At 70.7% G+C, this 19657-nt stretch carries 17 protein-coding genes and 1 pseudogene; 11 read left to right on the forward strand and 7 right to left on the reverse strand.

The window, feature by feature from the left end; translation table 11 throughout:
* Positions 1–38 precede the first annotated feature (38 nt).
* From DT019_RS15510 to DT019_RS15520, 3 genes and pseudogenes are all read left to right on the forward strand, one after another.
* Complete coding sequence (locus DT019_RS15510; protein WP_114037375.1) at positions 39–908, forward strand: PhzF family phenazine biosynthesis protein; 870 nt, start codon at positions 39–41, stop codon at positions 906–908.
* A gap of 48 nt (positions 909–956) precedes the next feature.
* Entirely contained in the window at positions 957–1154 is a 198-nt protein-coding gene (locus DT019_RS15515) for a hypothetical protein (RefSeq protein ID WP_114037376.1), read from the forward strand.
* A pseudogene (locus tag DT019_RS15520) lies at positions 1109–1789 on the forward strand (alpha/beta hydrolase); the annotation flags it as partial. The gene DT019_RS15515 and the pseudogene DT019_RS15520, both read left to right, overlap by 46 nt.
* Positions 1790–2207: 418 nt before the next feature.
* Here DT019_RS15520 and DT019_RS15525 read toward each other — a convergent pair.
* A complete protein-coding gene (locus DT019_RS15525) occupies positions 2208–2555 on the reverse strand; it encodes a winged helix-turn-helix transcriptional regulator (RefSeq protein WP_114037377.1) in 348 nt (115 codons plus the stop codon).
* A 168-nt stretch (positions 2556–2723) separates the two neighbouring features.
* Here DT019_RS15525 and DT019_RS15530 point away from each other — a divergent pair, with 168 nt between their 5' ends.
* From DT019_RS15530 to DT019_RS15540, 3 genes are all read left to right on the forward strand, one after another.
* Complete coding sequence (locus DT019_RS15530) at positions 2724–3575, forward strand: alpha/beta fold hydrolase (RefSeq protein ID WP_114037378.1); 852 nt, start codon at positions 2724–2726, stop codon at positions 3573–3575.
* Between the two features lie 274 nt (positions 3576–3849).
* Positions 3850–4521 (forward strand): M15 family metallopeptidase, encoded by a 672-nt coding sequence (locus DT019_RS15535; protein ID WP_223279559.1) that lies wholly within the window; start codon positions 3850–3852, stop codon positions 4519–4521.
* A gap of 188 nt (positions 4522–4709) precedes the next feature.
* Positions 4710–6356, forward strand: a complete 1647-nt coding sequence (locus tag DT019_RS15540; protein ID WP_114037379.1) for an APC family permease — start codon at positions 4710–4712, stop codon at positions 6354–6356.
* A gap of 380 nt (positions 6357–6736) precedes the next feature.
* Here DT019_RS15540 and DT019_RS15545 read toward each other — a convergent pair whose 3' ends face one another.
* Both DT019_RS15545 and DT019_RS15550 read right to left on the reverse strand, forming a co-directional pair.
* Entirely contained in the window at positions 6737–7168 is a 432-nt protein-coding gene (locus DT019_RS15545) for a tautomerase family protein (protein WP_114037380.1), read from the reverse strand.
* Positions 7169–7258: 90 nt separating this feature from the next.
* Positions 7259–7870, reverse strand: coding sequence for a carboxymuconolactone decarboxylase family protein (locus DT019_RS15550; protein WP_114037381.1), 612 nt, complete (start codon positions 7868–7870; stop codon positions 7259–7261).
* An 81-nt stretch (positions 7871–7951) separates the two neighbouring features.
* Here DT019_RS15550 and DT019_RS15555 point away from each other — a divergent pair, with 81 nt between their 5' ends.
* Complete coding sequence (locus DT019_RS15555) at positions 7952–8863, forward strand: LysR family transcriptional regulator (RefSeq protein WP_223279560.1); 912 nt, start codon at positions 7952–7954, stop codon at positions 8861–8863.
* A 42-nt stretch (positions 8864–8905) separates the two neighbouring features.
* Here the strand turns inward: DT019_RS15555 and DT019_RS15560 are convergent, their stop codons facing one another.
* From DT019_RS15560 to DT019_RS15570, 3 genes are read right to left on the reverse strand one after another with little or no spacing between them, the layout of a single operon-like run.
* Complete coding sequence (locus DT019_RS15560; RefSeq protein WP_223279561.1) at positions 8906–10276, reverse strand: MFS transporter; 1371 nt, start codon at positions 10274–10276, stop codon at positions 8906–8908.
* On the reverse strand, positions 10273–12336 hold the full coding sequence (locus tag DT019_RS15565) for a PEP/pyruvate-binding domain-containing protein (RefSeq protein WP_114037382.1): 2064 nt from the start codon (positions 12334–12336) through the stop codon (positions 10273–10275). Before DT019_RS15565 ends, DT019_RS15560 begins: the two co-directional genes overlap by 4 nt.
* Positions 12333–13706, reverse strand: a complete 1374-nt coding sequence (locus DT019_RS15570) for an acetyl-CoA carboxylase biotin carboxylase subunit family protein (RefSeq protein WP_114037383.1) — start codon at positions 13704–13706, stop codon at positions 12333–12335. Before DT019_RS15570 ends, DT019_RS15565 begins: the two co-directional genes overlap by 4 nt.
* A gap of 390 nt (positions 13707–14096) precedes the next feature.
* Between DT019_RS15570 and DT019_RS15575 the strand changes: the two genes are divergently transcribed.
* The 4 genes from DT019_RS15575 to DT019_RS15590 all read left to right on the forward strand — a co-directional run bounded on the left by DT019_RS15575 (position 14097) and on the right by DT019_RS15590 (position 17183).
* Positions 14097–15392 (forward strand): PAS domain S-box protein, encoded by a 1296-nt coding sequence (locus DT019_RS15575; protein WP_114037384.1) that lies wholly within the window; start codon positions 14097–14099, stop codon positions 15390–15392.
* A gap of 206 nt (positions 15393–15598) precedes the next feature.
* Positions 15599–15811, forward strand: coding sequence for a DUF4287 domain-containing protein (locus DT019_RS15580; RefSeq protein ID WP_114037385.1), 213 nt, complete (start codon positions 15599–15601; stop codon positions 15809–15811).
* Positions 15812–15939: 128 nt separating this feature from the next.
* Positions 15940–16701: a class I SAM-dependent methyltransferase gene (locus DT019_RS15585; RefSeq protein ID WP_114037386.1), complete on the forward strand. Its 762-nt coding sequence runs from the start codon at positions 15940–15942 to the stop codon at positions 16699–16701.
* A gap of 83 nt (positions 16702–16784) precedes the next feature.
* Positions 16785–17183: a hypothetical protein gene (locus DT019_RS15590; protein ID WP_223279562.1), complete on the forward strand. Its 399-nt coding sequence runs from the start codon at positions 16785–16787 to the stop codon at positions 17181–17183.
* 80 nt (positions 17184–17263) lie between these two features.
* Here the strand turns inward: DT019_RS15590 and DT019_RS40225 are convergent, their stop codons facing one another.
* Positions 17264–19459, reverse strand: a complete 2196-nt coding sequence (locus DT019_RS40225; RefSeq protein WP_223279563.1) for an exo-alpha-sialidase — start codon at positions 19457–19459, stop codon at positions 17264–17266.
* Positions 19460–19657 lie beyond the last annotated feature (198 nt).

Here is a 19657-nt window from a genome sequence, read left to right on the forward strand (position 1 = left end):
TCGCGGTTGCCGGTTCGTTGAGCGTCAAAGGTGGGTCGATGTCCTGGCCGGGTGTCACGATGGTGGATGCGTGCGTGCGGCGCGACGGCAGGGGCGGCAGCCCCACGGCCGTCACCGACGACGACCCGGCGGCGACGGATGCGGACCGGCGTGCCGTCGCTGCCGCGGCCGGCACTTCGCACGCGGCGTTCCTCGGGCCGGGGCGGACACCTGACGGTGGCCGACCGGTCCGGTTCTTCACCGCCGCCGCCGAGCTGTCCGGCTGCGGCCACGGCACCGTGGCCGCGCAGGCCGTCCGGTTGACCCGCACCGCACTGGGCGAGCTGAAGGACCGGCAACACACCGGCGGGCGCACCTTCGACACCTTCGCGGTCCGCCGCCCCACAGGCATCGAGGTGTGGTTCGACCAGGGCCTCGTCGCGCTGCGTCACCCGGCACCGGGCGAGCGCGCCGCGGTTGTCGCCGCGCTCGGGCTCACCGCCGACGATGCGCACCCCACCGACGCGCCACGGATCGCCGCGCCCGGCGCACCACGCATGCTGGTTCCGGTCCACGACCGGGCGGCGCTGTTCCGAGTCCGCCCACACCTCGGCAGGCTGACAGCGGCGTGCCGACGGTTCGGGCTCCTCGGCTGTTTCGTGTACGTACCGCCGATGGGCGACCAACCCGGTGCGGCGCGGATGTTCGCGCCGGCGATCGGTGTCGACGAGGACGTCGCCAATGCCAACAGCACCGGCTGCCTGGCCGCCCACCTGCTCGATACGACAGGGGCGCAGACGGTCGCGATCGAGGTGGAGCAGGGCGACACCCTCGGCCGACCGGCCAGCGTGCTCGCTTCGGCCCGGCGGGGGCCGGCGGGCATCACGGCCCGGGTCGGCGGATTGGCTGTGGTCCGGGACGGACGCTGAGGCGGCGACAGGGCCGTCCTCGTCGCCGTGCAATGGAATCCTGGTGGCATGGACACATTCACAGCTCGGCTCGACGGCGCATGGGCCTGGTGGTCGGCCGCCATCGAGGAAGCGCAAGAGGGGCGTTGGATTCGTGATGCCGTGGAGCGGCAGGTGATGGCGGACATCCGCGCCGCCACCAACCCCCTGCACGGCGCCCGACCTTGTGGACACCTCCATCCGCCACGCCGGTTCCGCTGGTTCTGATGGCCCACAACAACGGCCTTCCCAAGGGCGAACCCCGGCTGGTGGCCAGGGCCCGGCTCACGGCCTCGTACGGCTACGCGGTGCCTTCCATCGACGCCGCCGAGTGCGGTGACCGGCCGCGATCCGCCGCCGCCGAACAGGCTCGCGCCGACCTCCGCCGGGCGATGCAGTCCGGCGAACCGGTCGACGAGATCTTCGAGTCCCTCGTCGGCCCGCTGGTCGAAAACGCGGCCCCGGAATGGCGAACCACCCTGGACACACTCCTCACCCTCCCCGAGATCGGCGGTCCGGTCGGATACTCGGGGTGGACGGCCCTCGGTATCCGCCTCGCGGTCAGCGAGCCACGCATCGCGGCCGCCGGTTTCTTCGCCGGGGGATACGTGCCTCGTGCCCAGCGCGAAGAGGCGCGACAGCTCACCATTCCGCTGCTGGTCCTGCTCCAGTGGGACGACGAAGGCAACCCCCGGCAGCGGGCACTGGATCTCTTCGACGCCTTCGGCAGCAAGGAAAAGACGCTGCACGCCAACATGGGCGGGCACCTCGGCACCCCGTCGTTCGAGCGGGAGGACGGGGACCGGTTCTTCGGCCGACACCTGAGGTGGCCGAGCCGTCGGCCAGCGGCAGAGGGTCGCTGAACCTCCGTCCAGGGATACCGTCGCGACCAGCCGAGCGTGAGGCAGCTGCCCCGCCAGCGGGGTTGGAAGACGACAGGGTGACCGCGGGCGCGGCGGCTCGTTGAGCCCCATGGTCAGTGAAGGGCACAGGGCCCCGGGACAATGGTTCCGGGGCTCTGTGCTGTGCATCGGCATGTCGCGCCGGACGCGACCACCTCCACCGGCGGGCATGCTCAGCGGAGCCAAACCGCCCGATCCGAAGGGCCCCTTGGGGTGGGGAAGGCTCTGGACGTGATGCGGGCAGAGGCGTTGAGGGCCCCAGTGGAGGTGGGCTCGCCGTAGGACGGGCAGCGAGTATCACCTGGCCGCCGACGCCATGGGCCCCTCGCCCGCTCCCCCGGCTCGGCACCGTAGACGTCCCTCCCCCGGTGCGAGCCCCCTACTCGCCCGGTGACTCCTCAGCGAGCTGGTTGTTGCGGTCGATCTCCGGCATGTGCGTCTCGGCCCAGACCCGCAGCGCGGAAAGCGGTCCTTCGAGCGACAGGCCGAGCTGGGTGAGTCGGTAGTGGACGGCGGGTGGCACGGTGGGTTCCACGCGCCTTGCGACCAAGCCGTCGCGGACCAGGCTCTGCAAGGTGACGGACAGCATCTTCTGCGAGATGCCCGGGATTCGGCGCCGCAGTTCCGCGAAGCGGACCTCCCCCGGTGCCTCCTCGGCCAGCACCTTGACCGCCATGGACGTCCACTTCGTGCCGACCCGGTCCAGTAGCTGACGGGTCGGGCACATCGGATCCAGCAGGTCTCCGCGATCGCGGGGCCGCCGACCGCGCGCGTTTCGCTCGGACGTGGTCACCCCGGCCTCACCACCTGATTCGAAAGTGCCGTCTTGGGCCGACCAGGGTAGTTCCCTAGCGTGACCTGGTCACTATCACGCACTACTTCTCCGGAGGGCCCCATGCCCGAGCTGCGACGGATTCACGTCAACGGTGTCGAACTCAACGTCGCCCTCGCCGGATCCGGTCCGGCCGTCCTCCTGCTGCACGGCTTTCCGCACACCTGGGAGCTGTGGACTGAGGTCATGGCCGATCTTTCCAGCCGCTATCGCGTCATCGCACCGGACCTGCGGGGGTTCGGCGCCAGCAGCCGGGCCACCTCCGGATACGACGCGAGCGCCCTCGCCGAGGACGCCGCGGCTCTCCTCGCGGCGCTGGGGGCGACATCTGCCGCGGTGGTGGGCATCGACGCGGGCACCCCACCCGCCTTCCTCCTCGCCCTGCGCCGCCCCGACCTCGTACGACGCCTCGTCCTGATGGAGTCCCTGCTGGGCAGGCTGCCCGGCGCCGAGAACTTCCTCGCCGACGGGCCACCGTGGTGGTTCGGCTTCCATGCGGCCGCGCCCGGCCTCGCCGAGACCGTGCTGGAGGGCCACGAGGCCGACTACGTCGACTGGTTCCTGCGCAGCGGCACGCTGGGCGAGGGGGTGCGCCCCGACGTTCGGGACGCCTTCGTCCGCGCGTACACCGGACGCGTGGCATTGAGCTGCGCGTTCTCCTACTACCGGGCACTGCCCGAGAGCGCGGCCCAGATCGAGCGGGCAGTCGCCGACGCCCGGCTGACGGTGCCGACCATGGCACTGGGCGCCCGGCCCGTCGGATCCGCACTGGAGCGGCAACTCCGCCCGGTCACCGACGATCTCACCGGCCACGTCATAGAAGACTGCGGCCACATCATCCCGCTGCACCGGCCGCACGCTCTGCTCGCGCTGCTCCGTCCGTTCCTGGCCGGTGAGGACACCGGAGCGGCCTGACGGGAACTACACGGGCCGCCTGGACGTGCTCCGACGACATTCGACCGGTGCTCGACCACTTGGCTCAGGTCCTGGACACCGCACCGGCAGACCTGCGGGTGGATCGACCGCGGGATGAACGATGCCCAGGCCCCGTGCCTCGCGGTGTTCGGACGCCCGACCACCGGCGGCGAACGCGAACAGGGCCCTGCATTCGGGGGGAAAATTCCATGAAGCCGTCCACATCGGGGTCGCCAAGGATGACCGGACAGCCCGGGCGCGCTATGCCTGAACGGTGATCAAGATCCGGTCCCGTATCGTCGCCGCACTCGCGGTGCCCGCCTTGTCTCTGTGCGGCCTCCCCGGCTCCGCCGCCGCAACCCCGCTGCCGAGTCCCGCGCTCGACGCGATCGTCACCGCCGTTCCGCAAGCCAAACTGGGCTTCAGCTGGCATTCCGGCTGCCCGGTCGCGCCCTCCGAGCTCCGGCTCGTGCAGCTGAACCACTGGGGCTTCGACGGCCAGGTCCACCGGGGTGAACTCGTCGTGCGCGACCGTGCGGTGGCCCCGCTTCTCCAGGTCTTCGAGCGGGCCCTGCAGACGCAATTTCCCATCCGGCAGATGCGCGTGATGGCCGAGTTCGGGGGAAGTGACGAGGCGGCCATGGCCGCCGACAACACCTCCGCCTTCAACTGCCGCGCGGTGACCGGCGATCCGTCCGAGGTCTCCCAGCACTCGTACGGGGACGCGGTGGACATCAACACCCTGGAGAACCCGTACGTCGATGTGAACGACAAGGTGTACCCCCCAGCCGGCGCCGCCTTCCTGGACCGGTCCCAGCAGGCGAAGGGCATGATCCATTCCGGGGATGTGATCACCACGGCGATGCGCGGGATCGGCTGGCAGTGGGGCGGCCGCTGGAATCCGCCGGACTACCAGCACTTCTCGGCCAACGGACGCTCGGCGTGACCAGCCGCGCCGGGATGCGCGGTCGCTGGAGCGCCATGGTCCTGGCCCCTGGAGGCCAGGTCGCCGGGCGGGAGGGGTGAATCGGCGGGTCCGGACGGTGCCAGAACCAGGTGCCCTTCCGGCCGGTGTGCGATGCACGATCTAGCGATACGATTGTGACGTACATCACCTTGGATGAAGGTGCGGCCATGGGCGTATCCGAGGCGACACCCGTCACGCGCGACGGTCGACCCGGCCTGAGGCGAGAGATCGGCTTCGTGGGGCTGATCTGGGCCTCCGAGGGGTCGATCATTGGATCCGGCTGGCTGTTCGGCGCACAGAAGGCACTGGGGGTCGCCGGACCCGCCGCCATCATTTCCTGGGGAATCGGCAGTGTCGCGATCCTGATCCTCGCGCTGGTCCACGCCGAGCTCGGCGGAATGTACCCGGTCTCCGGCGGCACGGCCCGCTTCCCGCACTACGCCTTCGGCGGAGCCGCCGGAGCGTCGTTCGGCTGGTTCTCCTGGCTCCAGGCGGCCACGGTCGCACCCATCGAAGTGCTGGCGATGATCACGTACGGCCAGCACTACTCCTGGGCCAAAGGCTGGCTGAAGATCAAGGGCGGCCAGGATCTTCTGACCGCTTCCGGGATCGCCGTCGCGATCGCGCTGATGGCGGTCATCACCGCCATCAACTTCCTCAGCATCCGGCTGCTGGCCCGCACCAACAGCGCGGCGACCTGGTGGAAGGTCGGCATCCCGCTGCTGACGATCTTCGTGCTCGCCATCGTCCAGTTCCACGGAAGCAACTTCACCGCGGCCGACGGATTCAACCCCTACGGCGCGAAGGGCATCCTGGGCGCGGTCTCCACGAGCGGCATCATCTTCGCGCTGCTGGGCTTCGAGCAGGCCGACCAGCTCGCGGGAGAGAGCGCGAACCCGAAGCGCGACATCCCGCGAGCGGTGATCGGCTCCATCGTGATCGGCGCGATCATCTACATCCTGCTGCAGGTCGCCTTCCTCGCCGCACTGCCCGGCTCGCAGATTCACGGCACCTGGGCCACCGCCGCGTTCAACACCCTGACCGGCCCGTTCGCCCAGCTCGCCACCCTTCTCAGCCTGGGCTGGCTGGCCGCCATCCTCTATCTCGACGCGGTGGTCTCCCCCGCCGGTACGGGCCTGATCTACATCACCGGTTCCTCGCGGGTCTCCTACGGGCTGAGCCGCAACGGCTACATTCCGCAGGTCTTCGAGAAGACCACCCGGCGCGGCGTTCCCTGGCCCGGCCTCATCGCCGCGTTCGTGACTGGCTGCATCTGCTTCCTGCCGTTCCCGAGCTGGCAGTCGCTGGTGGGACTGATCACCAGCGCCAGTGTGCTGATGTACGCCGGCGCGCCGCTGTCCTTCGGCGTCTTCCGCAACCGCCTGCCGAACGCCGAACGCCCCTACCGCCTGCCCGGCGGAAGCTGGATGTCGCCACTGGCCTTCGTGGTCGCCAACCTCCTGATCCTGTGGTCGGGATGGAGCACCGACTGGAAGTTGGGAGTGGCGATCCTCATCGGCTACGTCATCCTGATCGCCAACCGGGTGTTCAAGATGAACCCGATCACGCCGCAGCTCGATCTGCGGGCGGCGCAGTGGTTGCCCGTCTATCTGATCGGCATGGGACTCATCGTCTACGCCAGCGACTTCGGCCCCCTCAAGCACCCGTGGTTCCCGCTGTGGTGGGACATGGCCGTCGTGGCGGTGTTCAGCCTCGTCATCTACTACTGGGCGCTCGCGGTGGCACTGCCGAGCGAGAAGATCCAGCAGATGATCGACCAGGTGGTGGTCCCGGAGGAGGCGGACATCAAGTGATCCCCGTCCACGGATGACGGGAGCGGCCCGGCGTGGTGCGCCACTGCTCCCGTTCAGCCATGCCCGGTGTGGAGCAACTCCGTTGGCGTGAGCGCGAATTCAGCGTCCCCGCGGCCGGACTCCGAGCAGCGTGGCGAACAGTTTCTGCGCCACCACCGCTGGCCGTGTCGGCCTTGCGCTGCGGGTGGCACGCTCTGCCTCCGTCTGCGGCAGCACCGAGAACCGCTGATTCACCCTCAGCCCGAAGGCTCCGCCTTGTCGGGTGCCGGACCGGCGTCGGACGGCAGCCCGCAGCCGGGCTCGGCGAAGCCGGGTTCCACTGCTGCGGGCTTCCTCGGTGGCTTCCGACGGGTGCGCCGCGAGACGCAGGGCGAAGACCGTCAGCTCGTTGCCTCGGCGGCCGTGGGGACGTCCTTCATGCGCTCGTCATATCCGGTGGCGGGGTTGACCACGCGACCGGCGGCCCACCAGTTCTCGCTGGCTGTTTCCATGATCGCCATCAGGATGTCCTCCTCGGGAACGTCGGCGAAGAGCTGGAGGTTGTTGACGATCGCCTGGAACAGTTCGGCCTTCTGCTCGGCGGTGCGGTGATTGAAGGTCAGCTGGACGAGCATCGTGCGCTCGCTGCGCCGCAGGCCGAACACGACCGGCTGCATCTGGAAGTTGTCGGGCGAGACCTCGTGGAACACGTGAAACTGGTCGTCCTGAGGGATCTTCAGCACGTCGACCATGGCCTTGTGCAGTCCCAGGGAGACGTTCCGACGGTATTCGGGGGTGGTCCCCTGGCGCAGATAGATGTTGATCAAGGGCATGACGTCTTGCCTTCCGTGTGCGTCGTTGTCCGTGGTTGTGGTGGCCGCCTCGGGCCCTGCCGGTGTGGGCGATTCAGGCCGTGGGCGCCTCTACGGTCCGAGCGGGGTGCCGGTACCTGGAAAACAGGCCAGCAGTGCCGACGTGCTGAGGTACTGACCGACGAGGGTCACCAGGGCGATGACGGTGTTCGTACCGAACGCCGCCACCGCCTCGTCATAGAGGTCGTGCTCCACGCGGTGGTCGCGGACCAGCGCGGTCGCCAGACGGTGGGCCACCTCGGCGTCGGGGCGCAGGCCGCGCGGAGCCTCGCCCCGGTGCAGAGCCTTGATGGCTTGCTCGGGCAGGCCCGCCTTCCCGGCGGCGGCGGTGTGGGCGTACAGCGCGTATTCGGCGCGCCATTGAGCGGCCACGGTGAGGACGACCACCTCCCGGACATCTGCCGCGATGCCGACCCGGGTCAGGGCCTCGGCCCACTCCAGCAGAGGCGCGGCGAGGTGCGGGACACGCAGCAGGGCGTTGAAGGGGCCGATGAACCGGCCGTCGGGCAGCGCGGCCGTGTACCCGGCCTCTTCAGCGTGGCGAGCCCGCGTGGCCAGCAGGCGGTCGTGCAGCGTGCGCTGCGCCTCGTCGAGGGTGTCGGGAAGAAGGAGAGGCAGTCGGCCGCCCAGTCCGGACGTCTCGTTCGTGGCGTGCTCGTTCATGCCTCCACGCTAGGAACGTCCGAGGCATTCCACCAACGAAGATCCGGCATGATGGACATGCCGTTTGCTCATGGAGGGCTTGTGGAGATCACGCTGGTCGGGCTGCGGGTGCTGCGCGAGGTGGCGGAACGGGGCACGTTCACGGCCGCGGCAGGAGCCCTCGGATACACGCAGTCTGCCGTCTCCCGACAGGTGGCCGCGCTGGAACAGGCCGCCGGCGCCCGGCTCTTCGACCGCCACCCCGGCGGTGTCCGACTGACCGCGGCGGGCCGCGCTCTGCTGCGGCACGCCGTGGTCGCCCTGGACGCCCTGGAGGCAGCCGACCGGGAGCTCAGCGGCGCGCAGGAGGTGGAGAGGGGCCGCGTCCGGCTCGGCTTCTTCCCCCTCGCGGGAGCGGTGATCGTGCCCCGAGCCCTGGCGCTGTTGCGCGAGGAGCACCCGCACATCCAGGTGACCACGCGCGAAGGGACCACTCCCTCCCTCACGCGCGCGCTGCGCGCCGGAACCCTGGATCTCGCCCTCCTGACCTCGCGGCCGCCGCACCGGTCACCCGACACGGATGCGCCGCCCCTGCGCGTCGAGCCGTTGCTGGAAGTGCGGTTGGCCGTGGCGGTTCCGACCCACGGACCGTTCGCCGACCGGGGCAGCGTCAGCGTCGAGGAGATCGCGGGAGCACCGTGGGTCGCCGGCCCCGGCACCGCGGACGAGCCGATGCTCGGCATCTGGCCCGGTCTGCCCGGGCGGCCCCAGGTCCACCACACCGCCCGCGACTGGCTGACCAAGCTCCACCTGGTCGCGGCGGGCGCCGGCCTCACCACGGCCACTCCGGCGCTGCTCCCCGCCGCCCCGCCCGGCGTGCGCTTCGTGTCCGTCGACGGCGTAGCTGACGAGGTGCGCCGCGTCAGCCTGGTGCGCATGCCGGGCCCCCCAGCGGCCTCGATGCAGGCGCTCGTACGCGCCCTGCGCGGCCAAGCCGCCGATCTCGACGGCTGACCGCCCCCAACACTGCTGGCTGTCGGCACGTGGTGGCTGTGGTCATCGGGGTTCGCCTTCGTCACGACCGCGGCTGCTGCCGGAGCGGGCACGGGCGGCCGGGGTGCGCGGTGGTTCCGCTTCCGCTGTCGGGGGCGAGGAGGCTGCACGGTCCCGTTTCACCGCCCCGACGCGCAACAGCAGTTGGAGGGCGCCGAGCAGCACGGCGGTCGCGAGCGCGCTGTGCAGCAGGAGGGTGTCCAGGCGACCGGCGGAGACGTAGGCGCCTACCGCGATCGCGGCCAGGGCACACACCGCGCGGTCCACGATGCTCTCGATCGACAGCAGCGTGGCCCGCGGGGCGTTCGCGGGCACCGCGTCGTTCACGAGCTTGCGCTGGACCGGGTAGACAAAGCCGGTCGCGGCGGCGAAGAGGCAGAGCAGCGCGACGACGGTCCAGGGGCCACCGAACGCCATGGCCGCCAGGGTGCCCGCCAGCACCAGGCTGAGGACCGACACCCAGGCGACCGGCGTCAGGCGGCGGCTCAGCCACTGGGGGCGGGCCGAGGCCACCGCCTCGGCCACCGTCATCGCGGCCAGGACGCCGCCGCTGGAGGCCTCCCCGATCCCGTGGTCAAGCAGGATCGGCTGGAAGAGGTTGACCTGGCAGATCCGGGACAGCGTGAAGACGGCCACACCCTGCACCATCACCAGGCCGAGCCAGGGCGACGATGCCACGCAGCGCAACGCGTCCCCCGCGTCCCGCACAAACGCCCCGCCTCCGCGCCCTCGGCTGACGCGGGCGGAGGCCGTTTCCTGGCTGCTGCCCGTCCCGGTGAGCCGTGGCAGCGCGACGGCGCAGGCGAGCGAGCCCGCGGCGCTGGCAGCGCTGAGGACGTAGGGCGCCGTGTGGGCGAGCGCCATGAGGGGGCCGACGAGCGGCCAGCACACGACCTTCGCCGCGAGCCCCAGGGCCCGTGCGGTGCCCTCGGCGTTCAGATAGTGCCGGTCACACTTCTCCGCGCGCAGCCCGTCGTACAGGTAGGCGCTGGCCGCGCCCGAGGTGAGCGAACGGCCCAGGGCGATGGCGAGGAAGTGGAGCAGGAAGCCGGTGTACGAGGCACTGACCACCGGGGCCAGGTTCGCCGCCGTCATCACCACCGCGCCGGCCCGCAGGCAGTTGCGGGTGCCGATCCGGTCGGCGATCAGCCCGGTCGGGATCTCGAACAGGCAGAACGCCACGTAGTAGATGCTCTGGATGCCGAAGATCTGCCCGTCGGAGAGACCGGCCTCCCGCTGGTAGGCGTAGAACACCGGCATCCACCACAGCAGGTTGAACAGTAGCTGGAAGCCGTAGTTGAGGTGGATGAGCCGGCGGGCGGTGGGGGTGAGCGTGCCCTTGCCGGGGCGGGCCGCCTCGGTGCGCGGGCTCACAGCGCGTACGGGCGGATCTGGACCAGCCGGAAGTCGCCCCGCTCGGTCATCAGCCACTCGATGTCCAGCGGCTTGTCCACGTCGGGCCCACGGGAGGGGCCGTCGGCGCGGGGCCCGCTTGGTGTCCCGTCGAGGTGCGAGCCGCTGAAGTGGGACTGCAGGAGTCGCCCGGTCAGGGACAGGTCGGCGAGCCGGGCGCGGGTGGCGGCGGGCAGGGCCTCGCCCCAGGAGCCCAGCGCGACGGTGCGGCCCCCGCCCTCCACCACGTTGTACAGGTACTGCTGGGGCAGGACCGAGCCGTCGACGACCTGTTCCGGGGAGCCGGGCGAGCAGTTGAGGTAGACGTTGCGGAAGTCCGCGCGGCGGGTCGGGTCGCAGGTCACCAGGACGCCGCCGAGGGAGGCGGGCACGTACTCCTGGATGATCACGCCCATGTAGGTGTCGTCGAGGGAGATGCCGACCTGATGGCGCAAGCGCACACTGCGGGGCGAGACCAGGGACGCCCACACCTGCCGTACCGCGTCCAGGAGTTCACCGGTGTCGTGGACCGTGGTGACGGAGTCGTAGACACCGGCCGCTGAGAATCCGGGCAGATCCTCGGCGTTGGACGAGGAGCGCACCACCAGGCGCCTGGGTGCGGCCGGCGGGGCGGAGAAGGCCTGGCTGATCTGCCGGGCGACGGACTCGGGGACGGGCGTGTGCCGGACCAGTTGCTGGAGTTGCAGGCACAGCGAGTCCAGGACGTCGTTCGCGTCGAGTTCCAGTGCCATCTTGAGTTTGCCGATGCCCTGCTGGAGGGCGGGCGACGAGGCGAGGAAGCGCTGCTGGAGGGCGAAGGGGAGCGCGACGCCGTCCGGGGCGCCGACCGTCGAGGCGACGAAGTCGGCGGCCCTGGTGCGGAGTTCGGCAGCGGAGGGCGCGCTGAGGCCGAGCCGGGCGGCGAGGTGCCCCAGGAGGTCCTCGCGCGGCGGGCGGGGCCGCGCGTAGAAGGCGGTCAGGTCGGCCGTACGGCTGTCCAGTACGTGGTGCAGCTCGCCGAGGTTGGCGGCCTTGGTGCCGTAGCGGTCGCGGTCGGCGCTGCGCAGCCGGTGCAGCGCCAGGACGGGGGTGTCATCGAGCAGGGGCGGTTCGAGACGGATGCGCTGCTGGTGCCAGGCCGGCGCCCGCAGGGCGGGTTCGTGGTCAAGGCGCTCCAGAACGATGTCGTCCTCGCACACCCGGTAGCGCACCCATGCGCCGTCCAGGCCGTCCTTCTCGACGAGCAACTCCAGATCCCGCACGATCGCGTTGGGTATCCCCCACCCGGAGGCCAGCACGTTGGTGTGGGAGAGCGGGGTGATCGGCGCGGTGTTGACGAATCCTGCCACCCGGGGGACGTCGTCGGGCAGGCACGGCATGGCGACGATGTCCGCCCAGCCGAGCCCGGCCTCCGCGGCCGCGTACGCCTCGTGGGTCGGGAAGTACCGCAGCCGACCGGTGGCATCGCCGGGGTTCAGCGGCGTCCGGACGCGGCTGCCGAAGAGTTCATGGCTCAGGATGCGCGGCACCCGCAGTTCACTGATCGCCGCCAGTTCCTCCTCCTGTCCGTGATTGGCGGGCTTGAGCAGCAGCGGGAGCCTGCCGTCGACGCGGTCCCTGACGAACCCGTAGAAGAATTCCAGGAGTTGGCCGCCCATGGTGTCGGCCTCGGTGGTCTCCAGGACGAGGAAGGTACGCTCGCGGCCCTCGGGATCCTCGTCGGTGTGCAGGGACAGCACACCGAGCAGGAACCGCCGCTCGGGGTCCATGTAGACGGAGGCGTTGAAGGCGTCCAGGTCCGCGTCGAGCTCGGCGAGTTCCATGCCGAGGACGCGGGTGGCGATGTAGTTGACGTGGAAGGGATGCGCCACCGTGTCGAGCAGATGCCAGGTGTTCTCGGCCCGGTCGACGACGACCTTGAGGTAGGGGTGCCCGGCCAGGACTCCGGAGAGGGTGCGAAAGAGCGGCAGGGACAGGTTCTCGCCGACGACCGTACGGTCCGTGGCCGGCTCGGGAGCGTGGGTGAACAGCTGGGCGGTCACGCGGGGACCTCCTCATGTCGTGCGGCGGGCAGAACGCGCGGCAGGGCGTCCACCAGCGTTTCGAAGTCGCGCAGCACCGTGCGCGCGTCGGAGGCGGAGAGCAGGCACAGCGCCGCCATGGTGTTGGCGCCCGCGGCCGGGTCGTAGACCGGAACGACGCTGCCATCGGCGAGCGAACTCTCCGCGACCACCGACAGCTCGCTGCCCCGGCTGAGGGACACCTTCCGGGCGACGGCCGGGAAGTCCCAGACCTTGCGGTCCCGCCAGGCCTCTCCCCCGCCGTCGACGGCGAGGACGACGAGGGAACCCGCCGCGCCCCGCGCCTGCGCCGGGGTCCGCGCCTGCTCGGGCCACTGGACCGGGCGGCCGACGAGGTGGTCGACGAGCATGCCGACGAGGTCGAGGCCGAAGACGTCCTCGATCTGCGGCACTGTCATCGCGCCACCGAACCGGGCGGCCGTCTCGATCAGCCACATGGCGCCGTTCTCGCCGAGCTTGATCTCGGTGTGGGTCCCGCAGTCCCGCAGTCCAAGGGCGTCGACGGCCTCGCGCGCGAGCGCCACCACGCGGTCCTGGGCGTCCTGCGACAAAAGAGCCGGGGTGATGCCCGCGCGCTCGGTGAACGGTTCGACCGTGGGCATCCGGCCGCTGACGCAGACCGGGTGGAAGACTCCGTCCGCCACGACCCCCTCGACGCTGACGTAGTCGCCCCAGCCGGGCTCGTCGAACCACTGCGCGGCGGTGCCGGTGACGATCTGCTCGACCACGAAGTGGCCTTGCGCCTCCGCCACATGGAGTTCCGCGTACCCCAACTGCGCTGATTCGGCCATCACTTCACGGGAGCGGTTCCAGGCGGCGGTCACCTCCTGCGGGGATCGGATGATCTGGTGCGCGGTGGAGCCCGCGCTCCAGGCCGCCTTCAGGAGCAGCGGGAAGGGCAGGACCCGGGCCGCCTCGTGCAGGTCGACCTCGGTGTCGACCGCCCGGAACTCGGGTTGCGGCAGACCGTGTTCCTTCCAGGTGCGGCGCATCAGCCGCTTGTCCCGGGCGAGCGCGGCGGCGGGCCCGGCTCCCGCGAGGCCCAGCACCTCGCACGCCTCGGCGACCGCCACCACGGCGTACTCGGAGAAGGTGAGCACCGCGTCCGCGCCCACGGCCTGTGCCCGGGAGACGATGAGATCCACCAGGTCGGAGCGTTGCGCGTCGGCAGGCTTCACGATCGAGGCGCACAGTCTCCGGGCGGAACCCGCCACGGAGGGAGGCAGAGCGCTGAGCGCCAGCAGGTGCACTTCCGCCCTCGCGGCCGTCCGGGACAGGACGTGACCGAGCGGCGGACCACCCTTGGCATGCACTAACAGCACCTTGCTCACTGAAGTTCGTCTCCATTCGTCCGTGTCGATGCGTGCCGTACGCGCGCCGTGGCGGTCGTACGCGCGGTACGTGTCACTTGGGTTGTCGTGCTGATCGGCGATGCGCGCGGAGTGCGGGGGATCTCCTGGCGCATGGGTCGGGGCGTGTTCACCCGCACACTCCAGGGGACCACGCGGCCGACGCCCGCATCGTCCCGAGGGGCCGCCGCGATTCAGGCAGATGCCTGAGTGGCGTGGCCAGTTGAGGGCTTCTCGCATCGCTGGGGGCTCGATGTCGCCCCTCACTTCGGCCGAGAACAGAGCGTGCGCGCACGGGGGGCGGGATACCCATCGCAAGGTGACTGTGCGTCAGTTGGCTGCGTACAGCCCGTATATGGACGGAGAGACGCTGTGGACGATTCCAGTCTCAAGGCGCTGCTCGAACGCCTGCCGGTGTTCTGGTGGGAGGCCGACGAGCCCTGGCAGGTGCGGAAGACGGGCGGCGGCGCCTTCGCGGACCCGGGCATGGCACGGCGCTTCCTCGACCGAATACGTACCGAGGTTCCGCGCCCGGAGCGCCCGCCGGGCGGGGGCCACTGGCAGACGCGGTTCGACGGCCGTACCTTCGATGTGAGCTGGCCTGTGGACGACGGGGGAGCCCACGGGCGTACGCGCGGCCTCGCCGTGGAGGTCGACGCCCACCCCGACATCCCGACGGGGCATGCCGCGTTCGCGCGGCTGGTGAACCTCGCCCCGGCCGCCGCCTTCATCCGGGACCGCGACGGCCGTTATCTGTGGGCCAACCACGCCTACGCCCACCTCTACGGCACCGTTCCGGAGGAGCTCATCGGCAAGCGCATCGAGGACTTCGACGCCCCTGCCGAGGCCGAGCAGTTCCGCAGTCTCGACCAGGAGATCCTCACGCGCGGCGCACCGGTCCGCCACACTCTCGACTACCGCCGCCCGGACGGCAGCGCGGGCCAGGCGGTGGGGCACCGGTTTCCCGTGCGCGAGAACGCGCGGACCTGCGTGGCAGGGATCTACGTGGACATCACGGACCACCTGCGCGCCATGGTCCAGCGACAGGAGGCCGAGGACAACCTGCGGGCCCTGCGCGACCACAGCGGCCTGCCCTGCGCTCTGCTGTCGGCCAACGGACGCGTGGTCAGGGCCAGCGCGGCGGCCGCCGAGCTGTTCGGCCTGAGCCTGCCCGACCTGGTCGGACGCCGCGCGCACACCCTCCTCGCACCCGAGCCCGGCCTCGACCGGCTGCACCGCAGGTGGAACGCCCTGATAGCGCGGCGTACCCGACGGGTGGAGGTGTCCGCGCTCCTCGTCGACGCCCAGGGGCGGCAACGGCGTACGCAACTCCATCTGACGACGGTCGGCCATGGGGGCGCCCGGGCCCAGCACGTGTGGGCCGTCGTCACCCACGAAAGCCTCCCCCACGAAGCCCACCCCTCACTCACCGCCGCGCAGGTGCGCATCCTCTCCCTCCTGGCGGCGGGCAGCAGCAATGGTGACATCGCCGCCTCGCTGAAGTTGTCCCGGCAGACGGTCGACTACCACCTCAGCCGCCTGCGGGACCTCCTGGGCGCCGACACCCGGCCGGCCCTGGTCGCCCGCGCCTACGTGCTCGGCATTCTCGCGCCTCGCGCCTGGCCCCCACGCTCGGCCACCGCGACCCATCCGCTGAGCACCGCCTGACGACGAACCCCGCCTGCACGGAGTGAGGAGTGGCGGGACGTCACGCGCGAGCATCGCGATGCCGAGCAGGGCGGCGGCGATGGTGTTCTCCGAGCTATTCTCGCCGCACCGATGAGTTCGGCCGCTCCGGACCGTCTACCTCACGTCCCGACGCAGTACGGGCGACCCGTACGGCACTCCCACCGCACAGACAGGACTCCGCCGCCATGACCGCACCCGTGAAGGGCCCCGCCAGCTACTTCCCTTCCATCGAGAAGAAGTACGGCCGTCCCATAGCGGAGTGGAAGGACCTCATCCGCACCTCACCCCTCACCAAGCACATGGAACTGGTCGCCTGGCTCAAGACCGAGCACGGCCTGGGTCACGGTCACGCCAATGCCCTGGTCGCGCACACCCTCGCCGAAGGAAGCGGCAGCTGAGACCTCTCCAGGGACAACTTCCGTGGCGCTGAGCGGCTGTGAGGGGGCGAGGGCGCGCAGGACGTCTGCGGACCGGCGTCCGGGCTGCCCGATGCCGATCCTGCTGACAGCAGGGCGATGATGGGGTCATGACCGCCAGCTCACGCGCACAGTCGTTCAATGCGGCCGCCGCCCAGTACGCGGCCAGTCGGCCTTCGTATCCGCCCGCACTCTTCGACGCCGTCGAAGAGTTCACGCGCCGCAGGCTGGCCGGGACCCGGGTCGCCGATGTCGGCGCGGGCACCGGAATCGCCACCGCCCTGCTGTACGGGCGGGGCGCCGAGGTCATCGCCGTCGAGCCCGGTGACGCCATGGCCGCCGCATGCCGCAGGGCGCTCCCGGACGTGCCGGTCGTACGCGGAGACGGCAACGCCCTCCCACTCGCCGACGCCTCGCAGGACCTGATCACCTATGCACAGTCCTGGCAGTGGACCGACCCGCCCCGGTCCGTCCCCGAGGCCCTGCGGGTCCTGCGCACCGACGGCGCGATGGCGATCTGGTGGAACACCACGGCCTTCGACGTTCCGTGGATCCGCGCGCAACATGAACGCATCGCCCACCACTGCGAGACCAAGCCGGCGCCCCCGCGGCGCCCCGACGACAACGAGGCGATCCGGCTGGCGGGCCTGACCGGACTGCGAGTCGCACGCCGCCAGATCCGCTGGAGCCGCACGGTCACCCTCGACACGCATCTCTCCAACATCGGCAGCCGCTCCGCGTTCCTCGTCCTGGACGAGGCCCGTCGGCGTGCCTTCCTCGCGGAGGAGCGCCGGCGGCTCCGTGCAACATTCGCGGACGACATGGTGGAGGAGACCTATCTGGTCGATCTGCTGGTGGCGACGCGTCCGTGAGCGTCCTCCGCATCCCCGGAGGTCCAGGTGCGGCGCCGCTTGCGGATGCCCCCCCCCCCGGCCCCGGCGGGTACGTTCTTGACGTGAAGCGAGAGAACCTCCTCATGAAGGCGGCGTGGATCTGCCTGGTCGTCGTCGGGGGCGGCATCCTGGCCTTCGGTCTCGTCGCGGTGTTGGCGCCCTCGTCCGACAACGAACGGCTCATGCGGGCCGACGGGGTGGCGGCGACCGGCATGGGGTTTTTCGGGGTGCTCATCGCCCTCGTCCCGTTCCGCCGCCGGGAACGGTGGGCCTGGCTCGCGCTGTGGTTCTACCCGGTGTTCTGGATCGCGCACCTGGTGGGCCGCCTGCCGCCGGGCAAGGACCACGTCCATCAGGTGGTCTTCACCGCGCTGTCACTCGCCGGGCTGCTCCTTCCCACCCGCGCGTTCTTCCCGCCGTCCACGACCCGGACGAAGGAGAACGAGTCACCAGGCCGGTGAGCGGGGCGGGCCCCTGGCCGTGAAAGTGCCGTGGGTGCGGCCGATGGTGTGGCCGCACCCACGGGTGTTACGGTGCCGCGTCAGTGCGCGGTGCGCAGCGGGGGCCGAGCAGGGGGGATGGCCGCGTGATCCGTGGCCCGTTCGGCTCGGACGGTTCCGCCCGTCAAGGAGAGGCCGCCCGCTGTGTATAGGCCCTCGTCGAAGGCCTGTCCGTTGGTCGGGGTCCTGCCGACGGCGAACACGGCGACGGACTTGCCGTTCACGACGGAAGTCGAGATGTAGTCACCGACCATGCTGCCCTGGGTGGTGGATGCGATCTGGGACAGGGACATGGGGCCGGCCACGGTCTGGGGCGCGCTCCAGGTGGTGCCGCCATCTGCGGAGGAGAGGAAGCCGACCTCCAACTGGCAGGTCGAGCCGGTGCAGTTGGCCTGCGGGTAGAAGTAGTAGTACAGGCCGATCCTCGCGGTGTTGCCAGAGGTGCTGTGGTCGACGCCGATGCCCGGGATGAAGTGGTCCACCGTGCTGGTGGTCGCGTCGATCGGGACGCGGGTCACCGGCGACCAGGTCGTGCCGTCGGTGGACGAGGAGTAGACGATGTCGTTGGCGGGGCAACCGGAGCGGAAGCGGCAGTCCTGCCAGGCGACGAAGATCTTCCCGGAGGCGTCGATCTCGGCGGAGGGCAGGCCCTCGCCGTCTCGCAGGCCGCCCGCCACGCCGTGGCTGCTGACGTTCGCCACGAGCGCGCTCGTACTCCAACTGGTGCCGCCGTTGGTGGAGTTGAAGGCGCGGATCGAGGTGCCGTTGGTGGAGTAGGGCACCACCACGGTGCCGTTCGGCTGGACCAGGGGCTGACCGCCGAGGCCGCTCGGGCCGCCGGACGGGGCCACGGGCCCGGACCACGTGGCGCCGCCGTCACTCGACGTACTCATCACCACAGCGTTGCCGGACGACGTGATGTCGACCTCGACGTAGCAGTTGCCGTAGTGGGGGCTGGTGGCGGTGTTGTCGCAGACGATCCATTCCTTGTCGTAGCCCTGGCCGTCGTTGCCGAGCGCCAGCACCGGGTTCTGCCAGGAGAGCCCGTCGGCGGAGCGGCTGACGGTCACGCCCGCACCGTTGGCGTTGGCGTCGATGACCAGGCCCGCCACCATCCAGGTGCCGTGTCGGGCGTCATAGGCGACCGCGGGGTCGGAGACCCGGGTCCAGCTGCCGCCGCCCTGGTAGACGGTGATGCCGGGCAGCATGCCGTGCTGCCAGGTGGCTCCGCCGTCGGTGGAGGTGTTCCAGCCGATGTCGGAGGAGCCTCCATCGGTGAACCGGCCGACCTGGGAAGAGGCCACGATGGTGTTGCCGTAGGCGAAGGTGTCCGGCTCCAGTTCGGTGGCGTGCTGACTGGAGGCGTTGGTGAAGGGGTCGGTGCTGACCCGGGTCAGGGTGGGCCCACTGCCGTTGACGGTCAGGGTGAAAGCGGCGGAGTGCGTCGCCGAGGGACTCGTCCCGGTCACGGAGATCGGATATGTTCCGGACGGCGTGCTCGTGCTGGTGGTGACGCTCAGCGTGGAGGAACCGCCCGCGACCACCGAAGCGGGAGTGAAGGTCGCGCTCGCCCCCGTCGGCAGGCCGCCCGCCGCGAGGTTCACGGCCTCGGCGGTGCCGGAGACGACCGCTGTGGAGATCGTCGAGGTCGCCGACGAACCGGCGTTGACACTCGCCGAGGACGGGCTGTCGGAGATCGAGAAGTCATTGGCGACAGTGCCCGACACCACCACGTCGTCGTACAGCGTGTAGGTGGGGTCACCGGCGTAGTTGTCGTCCTTGCTCACCAGGGTGAGGGTGTAGGAGTGCCCGGCCGTCAGCCCCGCGGTCTTCTGCTTCCAGCCCTGGCCGCTGGTGCAGGTCTTGGCCAGCGGCGTGACGGTGGTGCCGGACGTGTTGTCCTTGAGGGTGGCGGTCGCCCAGTCGTACGTGACCGTGTCCGGGCAGAACACGTCGTACCAGAAGCTGAGCGAGGGGGAGCCGCCCGGCGCGGTGAAGGTCTGCGAGATCGAGGAGTTGCCGTTGGTCGGCGAGGTGCCGCCGACTCTGGCCGCGTACGTGCCGGTGTGTGCTCCGGAGCTGACGACGGCCGTGGTTCCGGCGGTGGTCCAGCCGGACAATGTGCCGGTCTCGAAACCGCCGTTGGTGACGTCGGCCATCGCGGGCTGGGCGAACGCGACACCAGCGAGGATGACGGCGGTGGCGCCGGCCATGGCGAGTAGACCGCGGCTTGACACGGGTCTGATCATGGGCTGCCTCTCTTCGGGAACGCGAACGTGCGCGACGTGCGTACGGTCACGGGGCGCGGCCTGCCGCTCGGGTGCCGATGGCATCAGGCAGTGGCGGCTCGGCGGGGGGGCGACGCCCCCGCGGGGCTGTCGCCCCCAGGGCACGTGACACTGAACATCCTTTCTGCGACACGTAGTTGAGCTGAA

Source organism: Streptomyces sp. SDr-06 (assembly GCF_003324565.1).
In the GTDB taxonomy this organism is placed as follows: Bacteria; Actinomycetota; Actinomycetes; order Streptomycetales; family Streptomycetaceae; genus Streptomyces.

Bases quoted from the DNA above. Each gene is read 5' to 3' on its own strand.
- DT019_RS15510 (WP_114037375.1), top strand. From the start codon at position 39: ATGTCCTGGCCGGGTGTCACGATGGTGGATGCGTGCGTGCGGCGCGAC.
- DT019_RS15515 (WP_114037376.1), top strand. From the start codon at position 957: ATGGACACATTCACAGCTCGGCTCGACGGCGCATGGGCCTGGTGGTCG.
- DT019_RS15525 (WP_114037377.1), bottom strand. From the start codon at position 2,555: ATGTGCCCGACCCGTCAGCTACTGGACCGGGTCGGCACGAAGTGGACG.
- DT019_RS15530 (WP_114037378.1), top strand. From the start codon at position 2,724: ATGCCCGAGCTGCGACGGATTCACGTCAACGGTGTCGAACTCAACGTC.
- DT019_RS15540 (WP_114037379.1), top strand. From the start codon at position 4,710: ATGGGCGTATCCGAGGCGACACCCGTCACGCGCGACGGTCGACCCGGC.
- DT019_RS15545 (WP_114037380.1), bottom strand. From the start codon at position 7,168: ATGCCCTTGATCAACATCTATCTGCGCCAGGGGACCACCCCCGAATAC.
- DT019_RS15550 (WP_114037381.1), bottom strand. From the start codon at position 7,870: ATGAACGAGCACGCCACGAACGAGACGTCCGGACTGGGCGGCCGACTG.
- DT019_RS15580 (WP_114037385.1), top strand. From the start codon at position 15,599: ATGACCGCACCCGTGAAGGGCCCCGCCAGCTACTTCCCTTCCATCGAG.
- DT019_RS15585 (WP_114037386.1), top strand. From the start codon at position 15,940: ATGACCGCCAGCTCACGCGCACAGTCGTTCAATGCGGCCGCCGCCCAG.